The 13,436-nt window shown below is 66.7% G+C and carries 10 protein-coding genes; 3 read left to right on the top strand and 7 right to left on the bottom strand.

Going from position 1 to position 13,436, the window contains the following annotated elements:
• Nucleotides 1-2 precede the first annotated feature (2 nt).
• Complete coding sequence (locus tag AC1DKR_RS16360) at nt 3-3,164, top strand: efflux RND transporter permease subunit (protein ID WP_093817963.1); 3,162 nt, start codon at nt 3-5, stop codon at nt 3,162-3,164.
• A gap of 553 nt (nt 3,165-3,717) precedes the next feature.
• On the opposite strand, the gene AC1DKR_RS16355 is transcribed toward AC1DKR_RS16360, so the two are convergent.
• Nucleotides 3,718-4,626 (bottom strand): LysR family transcriptional regulator, encoded by a 909-nt coding sequence (locus AC1DKR_RS16355; RefSeq protein ID WP_478033672.1) that lies wholly within the window; start codon nt 4,624-4,626, stop codon nt 3,718-3,720.
• A gap of 116 nt (nt 4,627-4,742) precedes the next feature.
• On the opposite strand from AC1DKR_RS16355, the gene AC1DKR_RS16350 reads away from it, so the two are divergent.
• Both AC1DKR_RS16350 and AC1DKR_RS16345 read left to right on the top strand, forming a co-directional pair.
• Nucleotides 4,743-5,516: an SDR family oxidoreductase gene (locus tag AC1DKR_RS16350; RefSeq protein ID WP_176019666.1), complete on the top strand. Its 774-nt coding sequence runs from the start codon at nt 4,743-4,745 to the stop codon at nt 5,514-5,516.
• Between the two features lie 160 nt (nt 5,517-5,676).
• Entirely contained in the window at nt 5,677-6,690 is a 1,014-nt protein-coding gene (locus AC1DKR_RS16345; RefSeq protein WP_478033667.1) for a hypothetical protein, read from the top strand.
• Nucleotides 6,691-6,789: 99 nt separating this feature from the next.
• Here the strand turns inward: AC1DKR_RS16345 and leuB are convergent, their stop codons facing one another.
• The 6 genes from leuB to AC1DKR_RS16315 are packed head-to-tail and all read right to left on the bottom strand — an operon-like array spanning nt 6,790 to nt 13,361.
• Nucleotides 6,790-7,851 carry a 3-isopropylmalate dehydrogenase gene (leuB, locus tag AC1DKR_RS16340; RefSeq protein WP_312787192.1) on the bottom strand — a complete coding sequence of 354 codons (1,062 nt, stop codon included), beginning with the start codon at nt 7,849-7,851 and terminating at the stop codon, nt 6,790-6,792.
• A complete protein-coding gene (leuD, locus tag AC1DKR_RS16335; RefSeq protein ID WP_478033664.1) occupies nt 7,841-8,419 on the bottom strand; it encodes a 3-isopropylmalate dehydratase small subunit in 579 nt (192 codons plus the stop codon). Before leuD ends, leuB begins: the two co-directional genes overlap by 11 nt.
• Complete coding sequence (leuC, locus tag AC1DKR_RS16330) at nt 8,419-9,837, bottom strand: 3-isopropylmalate dehydratase large subunit (protein ID WP_279208690.1); 1,419 nt, start codon at nt 9,835-9,837, stop codon at nt 8,419-8,421. The genes leuD and leuC overlap by 1 nt, the downstream gene beginning before the upstream one ends.
• A 59-nt stretch (nt 9,838-9,896) precedes the next feature.
• Entirely contained in the window at nt 9,897-10,676 is a 780-nt protein-coding gene (locus tag AC1DKR_RS16325; protein WP_353099787.1) for a class I SAM-dependent methyltransferase, read from the bottom strand.
• Nucleotides 10,677-10,686: 10 nt separating this feature from the next.
• Entirely contained in the window at nt 10,687-12,273 is a 1,587-nt protein-coding gene (locus AC1DKR_RS16320; protein ID WP_478033660.1) for a 2-isopropylmalate synthase, read from the bottom strand.
• Complete coding sequence (locus AC1DKR_RS16315; RefSeq protein WP_100462698.1) at nt 12,270-13,361, bottom strand: threonine dehydratase; 1,092 nt, start codon at nt 13,359-13,361, stop codon at nt 12,270-12,272. Before AC1DKR_RS16315 ends, AC1DKR_RS16320 begins: the two co-directional genes overlap by 4 nt.
• Nucleotides 13,362-13,436: the final 75 nt, after the last annotated feature.

Raw genomic sequence — 13,436 nt, 5'->3', positions numbered from 1 at the left:
CCGTGCGCCGCTTCAATCTCTCCGAATGGGCGCTGGGCAACCGTGCGCTGGTGTTGTTCGCGATGCTGGCGTTCGCCGTCATCGGTGCCTGGTCGTACAAGCACCTGGGCCAGTCTGAAGATCCGCCCTTCACCTTCAAGGCGATGGTGGTACGCACGATGTGGCCGGGCGCCACCGCCGAGCAGGTCTCGCGGCAGGTGACCGAGCCGATCGAAAAAGCGCTGATGAACACCGGCGAGTACGAATTCATCCGTTCGTACTCGCGGCCGGGCGAATCGCAGGTGATCTTCATGGCGCGCGACAGCCTGCGCTCCAAGCAGATTCCGGACCTGTGGTACCAGGTGCGCAAGCGCGTGGGCGATATCCGCGCGACGCTGCCGAGGGAGATCGTCGGGCCCTTCTACAACGATGAGTTCGGCGACACCTTCGGCAACATCTATGCGTTGACCGGCGAAGGCTTCGACTACGCGGTGATGCGCGACTATGCCGACCGCATCCAGCTGGAACTGCAGCGCGTGCCCGACGTCGGCAAGATCGACCTGGTCGGCCTGCAGGACGAGAAGGTGTGGATCGAGCTGTCCAACACCAAGCTGGCCACGCTGGGCGTATCGCTGCAACAGGTGCAGCAGGCGCTGGCCGACCAGAACGCGGTCAGCGCCACCAGCTTCTTCGAAACCCCGACCGACCGCGTGCAGCTGCGCGTGACCGGTCAGTTCGATTCGATCGAGGACATCCGCAAATTCCCGATCCAGGCCGGCGAACGCACGCTGCATCTGGGCGACATCGCCGAGGTCAAGCGTGGCTTTGCCGATCCGGCCTCGCCGAAGATGCGCTTCATGGGCCAGGATGCGATCGGCCTGGCGGTGGCGATGAAGGACGGCGGTGACATCCTCAAGCTTGGTGCCACCCTGGATGCCGAGTTCGAACGCCTGCAGAAGACCCTGCCGGCCGGCATGCAGCTGCGCAAGGTGTCCGACCAGCCGCATGCGGTGGAAGAGTCGGTGGGCGAGTTCGTGCAGGTGCTCACCGAAGCGGTGGTGATCGTGCTGCTGGTCAGCTTCTTCTCGCTGGGCCTGCGTACCGGCCTGGTGGTGGGCGTGACCATCCCGTTGGTGCTGGCGATGACCTTCTTCGTCATGCACTACTTCGACATCGGCCTGCACAAGATCTCGCTGGGTGCACTGGTGCTGGCCTTGGGCCTGCTGGTGGACGATGCGATCATCGCGGTGGAGATGATGGCCACCAAGATGGAGCAGGGCTACGACCGCCTGCGCGCGGCCAGTTTCGCCTGGGAGTCCACGGCCTTCCCGATGCTGACCGGCACCCTGATCACCGCTGCTGGCTTCCTGCCCATCGCCACCGCTGCATCAAGCACCGGTGAATACACCCGCTCGCTGTTCCAGGTGGTGACCATCGCGCTGGTGGTGTCGTGGATTGCCGCAGTGCTGTTCATCCCGTACCTGGGTGACAAGATGCTGCCGGACCTGTTCAACCCGCAGCTGCCGAAGCCGGACAGCCTGGCCGGCCGCTGGCGCGCCAAGCGCCTGCAGTGGGCCGACCGGCATCCGTCACTCGCGCGCTGGATCGCGCCGAAGGAGCATGCGCACGATCATGATCCGTACCAGCGGCCGTTCTACACGCGCTTCCGGGCTTTCCTGGATACCTGCCTGCGCCATCGCTGGTGGGTGATCGCTGCGACCATCGCCCTGTTCATCGGTTCGTTGATGCTGTTCCGCTTCGTGCCACAGCAGTTCTTCCCCGACTCGACCCGCCCGGAACTGATGGTGGACATCGAGCTGGCCGAAGGTGCGTCGCTGGCCGCGACCCAGGCACAGGCCGACAAGCTGGAGAAGCTGCTGAAGGGGCGCGAAGGCATCAGCAACTACGTGGCCTACGTCGGCACCGGTTCGCCGCGCTTCTACCTGCCGCTGGACCAGCAGCTGCCGGCCACCAACTTCGCCCAGTTCGTGGTGCTCACCGAAGACGCCAAGGCCCGCGAATCGACCCGCGACTGGATGCTGAAGGACGTGATCAGGCAGTTCCCGGATGTGCAGATGCGTGTGACGCGCCTGGAGAACGGGCCACCGGTCGGCTATCCGGTGCAGATGCGTGTGTCCGGCGAGCACATCGCGCAGGTGCAGGCGATCGCGCGCCAGGTCGAGGCCAAGGTGCGCGAAAACCCGCACGTGATGAACGTGAACCTGGACTGGAGCGAGCCGAGCAAGGTGGTGCGGCTGGTGATCGACCAGGACCGCGCCCGCGCGCTGGGCGTCAGCAGTGCGCAGGTCAGCCAGTTCCTCAGCAGCTCGTTGTCGGGCATGAGCGTGAGCACCTATCGCGAAGGCAACCGCCAGATCGAGATGCTGCTGCGTGGCCCGGACAACGAGCGTGCGCAGCTGGACCTGCTCGGCAGCCTGGCGATCCCGACCAGCAGCGGCACCGCGGTGACGCTGTCGCAGGTCGCGCGGCTGGAATACGCCTTCGAGGACGGCATCATCTGGCACCGCAACCGTTTGCCGACGGTGACCGTGCGTGCCGACATCAGCGATGGCATGCAGCCGCTGGACGTGGTGCAGCAGATCGTGCCGACCCTGGATGGCATCCGTGCCGACCTGCCCAGCGGCTACCTGCTGGAGACCGGCGGCTCGGTGGAGGATTCGGCTCGCGGGCAGAACTCGATCAAGGCCGGCATGCCGCTGTTCCTGATCGTGGTGGCCACGCTGCTGATGCTGCAGCTGCGCAGCTTCTCGCGTGCGGCGATGGTGCTGGTGACCGCGCCGTTGGGCATCATCGGTGCGACGTTGTTCCTGCTGCTGTTCCGCGCGCCGTTCGGCTTCGTGGCGCTGCTGGGCACCATCGCGCTGGCGGGCATGATCATGCGTAATTCAGTGATCCTGATCGACCAGATCCAGCAGGACATTGATGCCGGGCATGACCGCTGGCATTCGATCATCGATGCGACGGTGCGGCGTTTCCGCCCGATCGTGCTGACCGCGCTGGCGGCGGTGCTGGCGATGATTCCGCTGTCGCGCAGTGCGTTCTACGGCTCGATGGCGATTTCGATCATGGGTGGATTGATCGTGGGCACGGTGCTGACGCTGGTGTTCCTGCCGGCGCTGTATGCAGCGTGGTTCCGGGTCAAGCCGGACGAATCCGGGGCGTAATGCCCCGGGTTTCCCGGCCAACGGGCTGAGCCCCCTCTGCGGTTGGGGTTCAGAAGCGGGATCGCTTGTCTGGGCCGGGTGGGTGGGCTGTTCGGGGGACGCCGCAAGTACGTCCTTGTAGGCTTGGCAGCCGCATCCATGCGGCTGACACCCCCGCCCAGCCCACCCACCCGGCCCCTGACGGTTTCCTGCGGCCTCCACCGCAGGAAGAGAAAAAAGAAGAGCGAAAAGCAACAGCAATAGCCGCGTGCTGATGGTTGGGGTCAGATCCGTTTTCCATTGGAAAACGGATCCGACCCCTTTGTGTTTTCCGATACACCTCATCCACGCATGGCGTGGATCCACCAACCGTCATCGGGAAATGATCGGAGGCGGGGAGGGGGCAGGTGGCGGGACCGGCCACGGCATGGATGCCGTGGCCGAGCCTACAGGGAGGTAATTGCGGCGTGTCCCGCCATCTGCCTCCTCCCCGCCAACCAAGCAACAACCCAGAGCCGCTCTGGCTGTTGCAGTTGCAGTCGCCTCTGCGGGTGCCGGGCAGCCGCCCGGCCGATCACCCCTGCAACTGCAGTCGCTCACGCAGCAGCGGCTCCAGCCAATCCAGGAACACCTGCACGCGCTGTGCGCGATGCTGCCGATGCGGCAGCAACAGGGTCACCGGCAACGGCTGCGCCACGTACTGCGGCATCACTTCCACCAGCGCACCAGAGTGCAGTTCCGCCTGCACGTCGTAGCGCGGAATCTGCAGCAGTCCCAGCCCCGCGACACAGCAGGCAATCGATGCCTCGGCGTTGTTCACCCGCACCCAGCCGGGCATCGGCAGCGTGCGCAGCTGTGCGCCGTCCTGCCATTCCCATGGCTCTACTCGCGCCGTGGTCGGCGACGCATAGTTCACCGCGCGGTGCTGCTGCATGTCGGCAGGATGCTGCGGTATGCCGTGCTCGTGCAGGTACGCAGGCGCGGCAACGTTGACGAAGTCCAGCTGGCCCAGCGTGCGGGCCACCAGGCTGGAGTCACCCAACTGGCCCACCCTCAGCACCGCATCGCAGCCGTCCTCGATCAGATTCACCGCGCGGTCGGTCATGCCCAGATCCAGCTCGACCTGTGGGTGCCGTGCGAAGAAGTCCGGCAGGGATGGGGCGATGATGCGGCGGCCGATGCGGCTGGGCACATCGATCTTCAACAAGCCCCTCGGCTGCGCGTCGTCCGTGCGGAACAGCGACTCGGCATCTTCCATTTCGGCAATCAGGCGCAGGCAGCGCGCGTAGAACGTGTCGCCATCGTGGGTGGTGGAGACCCTGCGGGTGGAGCGCTGCAGCAGGCGCGTACCCAGGCGCTGTTCCAGTTCTGCCACGGCCGCTGAGACGGTGGAGCGGGGCAGGCCGAGCTGGTCGGCGGCGCGGGTGAAGCTGGTGCACTCCACCACCCGCGCAAAGATGCGGAAACGCTCGATCCGGTCCATTGTTCGCCCGCTCTGGAAAGTTAAGTCAATGTTGCGGGCTTTATCCGCGATTTCTGCACGATATCGTCGTCAGCACAGGGTTGCCAGTCCGGCAGCCCCTTTCCGGGACCGATGCCATGACCGACCACCGTATCCAGGGCAAGACCGTGCTGATCGCAGGTGGCGCCAAGAATCTCGGCGGGCTGATCGCTCGCGACTTCGCCGAGCAGGGCGCCAAGGCCATCGTCATCCACTACAACAGCGCCGCTACACAGGACGATGCCGAGGCGACCGTTGCAGCCGTGCAGGCCGCAGGTGCCAAGGCCGTGGCGTTGCAGGCCGATCTGACCTCGGCCGCGGCGATGGAGCGGCTGTTCGCCGACGCGGTTGCCGCCGTCGGTCGCCCGGACATCGCCATCAACACTGTCGGCAAAGTGCTGAAGAAGCCGATGCTGGAGATCAGCGAAGCGGAGTACGACCAGATGAGCGCGGTCAACGCGAAGACGGCGTTCTTCTTTCTCAAGGAGGCCGGACGCCATGTCAACGACGGTGGCCGCATCTGCACGCTGGTGACGTCGCTGCTCGGTGCGTTCACGCCGTTCTATTCCAGCTACGCCGGCACCAAGGCGCCAGTGGAACACTTCACCCGCGCAGCATCGAAGGAATTTGGCGAGCGTGGGATTTCGGTGACTGCGATCGGTCCCGGGCCCATGGATACGCCGTTCTTCTATCCGGCCGAGAGTGCCGATGCGCAGGCGTATCACAAGACCGCCGCGGCGCTGTCGGCATTCACCCGTACCGGCCTGACCGACATCGCCGACATCGTGCCGTGGATCCGCTTCCTGGTGACCGACGGCTGGTGGATGACCGGGCAGACCATCCTCGTAAACGGTGGTTACACCACAAAGTAGAGACACGCGAGGCTTGAGTTCGTGCCGTGGATCCACGCCATGCGTGGATGCTCCTGGCTTCATCCACGCATGGCGTGGATCTACTGTTGATCCCCAAGTGGACAGCTTCAGGGCGTTCACGGGCACAATAGCGGCCAGTTCCAGGGCCGGAGCGCCTGCCATGTTCTTCCGCACGACCTGCGCCTCGGCGCTGCTGCTGATCGCCTGCAGCGGCTCTGCCATTGCGCAGCCGGCTGACGCCGATGCTCTGCTGTTCCAGCACGGCCTGCGGGACGTACTTGAGTGCGGCGCGAGTGCGGACGTCCAGCAGGCCGTCGTCAACCGCCTGCGCGCGGCACGCTACGCCGACGCTGCCGAACGACTGCCGTACCTGCGCGACTGGCGATTCGAGCAGGAGGGTGAGGATGACGATCACCGGGTGACCGTCATCACTCCGCCACAGTCGATGACCGTCCACGGTGTCGAAGTGCCGCGGCTGTTCGTCGATGCGTTCGGGTTCTCGGTTGCGCTGGACCCCGCACAGCGCGATCGTATCGTCGCTGCGCACGGCTTGCGGCTGCAGTCGAGCACGCTGCGGGAGCCGTTCGAATTATGGTCGGCGCCCACCACGTCGATCATCGTGCGCAGTGCGGGCGACGGCTATCGACTGGGCTGCGCGCCTTCCACGAAAGATAACAAGGCAGCCGTACCTCAGGTACCGGCTGTTGACGTCCAGGACCTGCAGGATGCGATCCACTGCCGCGCCGACGAAGGCGGCATGCGCCGGCTGCAGGCGTTCTGGCAGCGGCTTTCCGAACAGCCCCAGTTCGAGTGGCCGCAGGATGTCCGTTCGGTCAACGAGGTGAACTACACCGTTGGTGATGATGATCTGCACCTGCTGCTGATCGGGTTGCAGGTGCCTGTCCAGGCGTACGGCGTTTCCACGCACACGATTGCGCTGGCGTTCGGTGGTTTCTTCGGCGCGGATCTGGGGGGTGTTGCGGTTGCGCCAGTGCTAGCCCAGGCGGGCATGGACACCTCGCATACGGTCGGCAAGGATGCGTGGCAGCGCCTGTTGCCTCCGGTTGCTTTCAGCGGTGGCAGTTGGATCCCGCAGCACATCGTGATGCGCACCGACGAAGGTCGCGTTGTTGCCGGTTGCGCCAGCGACTACGCGCGCAGCACTTCGCGCTGAGCGGATCTCATGCCGGGCGATCAGCAGCACGCCGGGCAGGGCTCGCTGCTACCGATTGACATGCAAAGGGTGCCGGGCATGTCCCGGCACCCGCCTGCTTCAGCCCAGCTTGGCCAGCACCGCGTCGGTAGCCGCCGCCGTACTCACCGCCGTGCCCTTCGCCGCCAGGTCTGCCGTGAACACGCCATCGTCAAGCACCGCATGCACCGCCGCTTCCACCGCTGCGGCTTCGGCTTCCAGCCCCAGCGAATGGCGCAGCAGCATCGCCGCGCTGAAGATCGTCGCGTACGGGTTGGCGATGCCCTTGCCGGCGATGTCCGGGGCCGAGCCGTGGATCGGCTCGTAGATACCCACCGCACCCGGCTCGCCCAGCGAGGCCGAAGGCAGCAGCCCCAGCGAACCGGCCAGCATCGAGGCTTCATCGGTGAGGATGTCGCCGAACATGTTCTCGGTCACGATCACGTCGTACTCGCGCGGCTTGGCCAGCAGGTGCATCGCCATCGAATCGACCAGCTGGTGTTCCAGCGCGACGTCCGGGAACTCCTCGCGGCCGATGCGCGCGGCTACGTCACGCCACAGGCGTGAGGTTTCCAGCACGTTGGCCTTGTCCACCGAAGTGACCTTGCCGCGACGCTGCTGCGCCAACCGGAAGGCACTGCGCAGCACACGCTCGATCTCGGCCACGGTGTAGCGGCACAGGTCGCTGGCGCTGTCGGCATCGCGGGTCTTGTCGCCGAAGTAGATGCCACCGGTCAGTTCGCGCACCACCACGAAGTCCACGCCCTGCAGCAGCTCGGCCTTGATCGGCGAGGCGTGCAGTGCGGCTTCGTGGGTGCGCACCGGACGCAGGTTGGCATACAGGCCCAGCGCCTTGCGGATCGCCAGCAGGCCCTGCTCCGGGCGCACCTTGGCGTTCGGGTCGGACCACTTCGGCCCGCCCACGGCTCCCAGCAGCACAGCGTTGGCGGCCTGGCAGGCGGCCAGGGTCGATGCCGGCAGCGGTTCGCCATGGCGGTCGATGGCGATGCCACCGATGTCGTGCTCGCTGAAGGTGAAGGTGTGGTTGAAGCGCCTGGCGACGGCGTTCAGAACGGCGACCGCGGCGGCGGCCACTTCCGGGCCGATGCCATCACCGGGCAGGACAACAATTTCAGCGTGCATGCTCACTCTCGTAACGTTCGATTTCAGGGACACGGCCCAACAGATAACCCAGTTGATCGACGCCTTCCAGCAGGCAGGTCTGCGAGAAGCCGTCCAACGGGAAGGAGTAGACGCGGCCATCGGGCGTGCGCAGCTCGCGCGCCGCAACGTCGATGGTCAGCTCATCGTCAGGGCGCTGCATCAGCAGCTGCACGTCGGCCTCGTCCAGTACGATCGGCAGCAGGCCGTTCTTCAGCGAATTGCCGCGGAAGATGTCGGCGATCTCGCTGCTGACGATGGCACGCAGGCCGAGATCGGTCAGTGCCCACGGCGCATGTTCGCGCGATGAGCCGCAGCCGAAGTTGCGCCCGGCCAGCAGGACACTGCGGCCGGCATTGTGCGGTTGGTTGAAGGCGAAGTCCGCCACGGGCGAGCCATCGGCCTGCCAGCGCCAGTCGTTGAACGCATTGCGGCCCAGGCCAGCACGTTCGGTGGTGGACAGGAACCGCGCCGGAATGATCTGGTCGGTGTCGATGTTGGTCTGGCGCAGCACCACGCTGGCCGAGCTCAGGGTGCGGAAGCCGCTCATCAGGCCACCTCCTGGGCGAACAGCTCACGGGCATCGGCAACGTGGCCCTGCACTGCGGCCCAGGCAGCACTCATCGGCGAGGCCAACAGGGTGCGCGAGCCCGGGCCTTGGCGGCCTTCGAAATTGCGGTTGCTGGTGCTGACCGCCAGTTGGCCGGGGGCGACCAGGTCGCCATTCATGGCGATGCACATCGAACAGCCCGGTTCGCGCCATTCGGCACCGGCCGCGCGCACGATCTCATGGATGCCTTCGGCCTCGGCCTGGCGCTTGACGATCTCAGAACCAGGCACCACCAGCATGCGCACGCGCTCGGCGACGCGACGGCCGCGCAGCACCTGTGCCACTTCGCGCATGTCGCTCAGCCGGCCATTGGTGCAGGAGCCGACGAACACCACGTCCACCGGCGTGCCGGCCAGCGTCTGTCCCGCCTGGAAGTGCATGTAATCCAGGCCCTTCTGCGCGGCGGCATCGTTAGCCGCCGGGATCGGCGCATCCACCGCGATGGCGGTGCCGGGGTGGGTGCCCCAGGTCAGGGTCGGGCGGATATCGGCGGCATCGATGTGCACCTCGCTGTCGAAGCGCGCGCCTTCATCGCTGCGCAGCTGCGTCCAGCGGGCAACGGCAGCGTCGAAGTCGGCGCCCTTGGGGCCACGCGGCGTATTGGCGACGAAGTCGAACGTCACCTGGTCGGGCGCGACCATGCCGGCGCGTGCACCGGCTTCGATCGACATGTTGCACAGGGTCATGCGCTGTTCCATGTCCATCGCTTCGATGGTGCTGCCGCGGAACTCGATCACGTGCCCGGTGCCACCATTGACGCCGATCACGCCGATGATGTGCAGGACCACGTCCTTGGCGCCGATACCCGGCGCGACCTTGCCATCGACGGTGATCGCCAGCGTCTTCGCCTTGCGCTGCAGCAGGCACTGCGTGGCCAGTACATGGCCGACTTCGCTGGTGCCGATGCCGAAGGCCAGCGACCCGAATGCGCCGTGGGTGGAGGTGTGGCTGTCGCCGCAGACGATGGTCATGCCCGGCTGGGTGAAGCCCTGTTCCGGTGCGATCACGTGGACGATGCCGCGGTTGTCCGAGGCCATGTCGAACAGTTCGATGCCGTGCTCGGCGCAGTTGCGCGCCAGCATCGCGACCTGTGCTTCGGAGGCGGCACTGGCGTAGGGCAGCGTGCCGTCGGCAGCGGCCGGCAGGGTCGGCGTGGAATGGTCCATCGTGGCCTTGGTCCGATCCGGACGGCGCGGCTTCAGGCCCCGCTCGCGCAGTTCGGTGAAGGCCTGCGGCGAGGTCACCTCATGGATCAGGTGCAGGTCGATATACAGCACGGCGGGCGCGCTGTCGGTTTCTGGAACCACCACGTGGGCGTCCCACAGTTTGTCGTACAGGGTGCGGGGTGCGGAAGTCATGCGTTTGCCTGGCAGGAGTACGAAGTAGCGGACATCGAAGAGAAAGTAACAGGGGCAGGTCAGCGCCGACGCGCGAGCACGCGCAGGCGCACGTAGTCGGCCAGCGGCTGGCCGGCGGCGTTGCGCGGCAGATCGGCCAGCAGGGCGGTGGCGGCATCGCGCACCGTGGCGCGCGCCACGGCCGGCAGGTCGTCCAGCAGCGGTGCGGCGAACACCCGCAGCCAGCCGGCAACGCCGGTCGGCAGCGCGGTCGGGCGCGGCAGGCATTCGATCAGCTGCACCTGGAAGCCATGCTGGCGCAGGCGTTCGGCGTAGCCATCGGCGGTAGGGAAGTACCACTGGAATGCACTGGCGCCATGCCCATGGGCGACGCGTGCGGCCTGCACGGCGGCAATGATCGTGGCCACGTTGCCATGACCGCCGAATTCGGCGACGAAGCGGCCGCCGGGGCGCAGTGCGTGGCGCACGCCTTCCAGCACGCGGTCGGGGTTGGGCATCCAATGCAGCGCCGCGTTGCTGAACACTGCATCGAACGCGCCATCGAAGGTCAGTGCGTGGCCGTCCATCACCTGCGCATCGACACCCCGTGCACGGGCGGCGATCACCATTTCCGGCGAAGCATCGACGCCCTGCATGTGCGCGCCGCTGAGGGCCAATTCGGTGGTGAGCACGCCATCGCCACAGCCCAGGTCGAGGATGCGCTCGCCAGCGCGCGCGTCGAGCAGACGCGCTACCGCACCACCTAGGGTCGGCACGAAGCCGGCATCGATCGCATAGTCCTGGGCATTCCACTGCTGACCAGCGTTGCTGGTGGCGGTTGCGGTGTCGAAGGCGCTCATCTTGGGTTCCTCAGGCGGTGGCAGTGGCAGGTGCTTCAGCGCTGACGCCAGCGTTGGCCTGGCGCTGGCGCAGCAGGCGGTTGGCGACGTCCAGCCAGGCCAGTGCGGATGCTTCGATGATGTCCGTGCTGGTACCGGTGCCGTCGTACTCGACGCCTTCGTGGCGTACGCTCAGGTTGGCTTCGCCACGCGCGTCGGCACCGATACCGACGCTGTGCACGTGGTAACTGTCCAGCATCAGCTGCACGCCGGTGGCGGCCGACAGGGCGCCGAACAGTGCGTCGACCGGGCCATCACCCTGCGCGGTCTCGGCCACGCGGTTGCCGTCCGGGTCGGACAGTTCGACCAGCGCATTGGCACGGCTGCCGACATCGCTGATGGTCATCGAAGCCAGGCGGTAGCCCTGTGCGTTGGAGCCGCCCTGCATCAGCGTCTGCAGGTCGGCATCGGTGACCACGCGCTGCTGCTCGCACAGGCCCTTGAACTGCTCGAACACCAGCTTCAGCTCGTCTTCCTCCAGCCAGAAGCCCAAGGCGCGGAGGCGCGCTTCGACGGCAGCACGGCCACTGTGGCGGCCCAGCACCATCTGCGAGTCCTCCCAGCCCACGTCTTCCGGACGCATGATTTCGTAGGTGCCGCGATGACGCAGCATGCCGTGCTGGTGGATACCCGATTCATGGGCGAAAGCATTGGCACCCACGATGGCCTTGTTGCGCTGCACAGGCATGCCGACCAGGCGCTGCAGCAGCTGCGAGGTGCCGACGATGCGCGGGGTGTCGATGGCGGTGTCCTGCTCGTAGAAGGCCTGGCGCACCTTCAGCACCATCGCGATCTCTTCCAGCGAGCAGTTGCCGGCGCGTTCACCGATGCCGTTGACGGTGCATTCGACCTGGCGCGCGCCACCTTCGATGGCGGCCAGCGAGTTGGCCACGGCCAGGCCCAGATCGTTGTGGCAGTGGGCGCTGAAGATCACGTTGGCCGCGTTCGGCACATCGGCGACGCCAGCGATGACCTGCTGGAACATCGTGCGGATCTCTTCCGGCGTGGTGAAGCCGACGGTGTCGGGCAGGTTGATGGTGGTGGCGCCGGCAGCGATCGCCACGCGCGAGACCTCGATCAGGTAGTCCAGTTCGGTGCGGGTGGCGTCCTCGGCGGAGAACTCGACATCGTCGATGTAGGAGCGTGCCAGCGCTACGTGCCTGCGTACCGATTCCAGTACCTGCTCACGCGTCATCCGCAGCTTGTGCTCACGGTGCAGAGGGCTGGTCGACAGGAACACGTGCAGGCGCGGGTTGGCCGCCGCTTCCAGCGCACGCGCCGAGGTCTCGATGTCCGCCTGCAGGCAGCGCGACAGCACCGCCAGGCTCAGGCTCGGGCGGCGCAGTTCGCGGCCGATCAGGGCCATCGCTTCGCGGTCGGACTGCGAGCTGGCCGGGAAGCCGGTCTCGATGATGTCCACGCCCAGTTCGTCCAGCGCACGCGCCATCACCAGCTTCTGCGGCGGGCTCATGCTGCAGCCGGGGGACTGCTCGCCGTCACGCAGGGTGGTGTCGAAGATGCGGATGCGCGGGGTGGTAATTCGTTCGATGGTGGTCACAGGGAAATCTCCTCGACAGCGGGTGCGACGGCTTGCAGGGGGGAAGGGGAAGGCGTGGGAAAAGCGGTGGCGGTCGCCTTGCCGGGCGAGCGCGGGGTTTCTGCCCGGCGTCGGCGCGGCTTGCGTGGCGGACGTGGGCGGATGTCGGTGAGCAGGCCGGCGAGCACGCCGGCGTCGATGTTGCCGCCGGAGACGACCGCGCACTTGCGGCGCCCGGCGACGCGACGGCCGGCGGCCAGGGCCAGCGCACCGGCGCCTTCGGCGATGATGTGTTCTTCCAGTGCCAGCCGCACCAGGGTCTCGCGCAGCTCGGCTTCGCGCACGATCACCACATCGTCCAGCAGCGACGTGCACAGGCGGCGGGTCAGGAACCCGGGGATCTTCACCCGCACGCCATCGGCCAGCGACGGCACAGGATTGATCTCGCGCACGTCGCCGCGGATCGCGCGGGCCATCGAATCAACGCCCTCGACCTGCGCACCGACGATGCGCACGCCCTGCGACTTCAGCGCCAAAGCGACGCCGGAGGCCAGGCCGCCACCGCCGATCGGTACGATCACCACGTCGGGCGCATGCGCGGCCAGCTCGATGCCGACAGTGCCCTGGCCGGCGATGACATCGGCATCGTCGAACGCGGACAGGAAGCGATAGCCATGACGCTGCGCCAGTTCGACGGCGAACGCATAGGCCTCGTCATAGCTGTTGCCATGCTGGCGCACCGTTGCGCCCCAGTGGGCGACGCCAGCGATCTTGGTGGCCGGTGCGCCATGCGGCATCACGGCGATGGCCGGAACATCCAGGCGATAAGCAGCCCAGGCCACGCCCTGGGCGTGATTGCCGGCGGAGGCACAGATCACCGGCCGGGTATCGCCACGTTCGCGGGCGGCCAGCAGGGCATTCAGGGCGCCGCGTACCTTGTACGAACCGGTACGCTGCAGGTTCTCCAACTTCAGCCAAGTGCCGAAGCGCTCGGCATGATGCAGTGGAGTGGGCGGCAGGAAGCGGCGCAGGCGGGCCTGCGCGGCCAGTACGTCGGCAACGGTTACGTCGCCGACATCGCTTTCCTTGCTGGCATCAGCAGCCGGCATGGGCCACCAGCGGCGTGTTGCGGAACACCGCATGCGGGCACGGGCGGCGAAGAAGACGCCTCCGTACCGGCACCG

The sequence above is a fragment of the Stenotrophomonas sp. 01N47 genome (assembly GCF_056399165.1).
The sequence above is the reverse complement of the archived record's forward strand: the minus strand, read 5'-3'. Positions and strand labels throughout refer to the sequence as shown.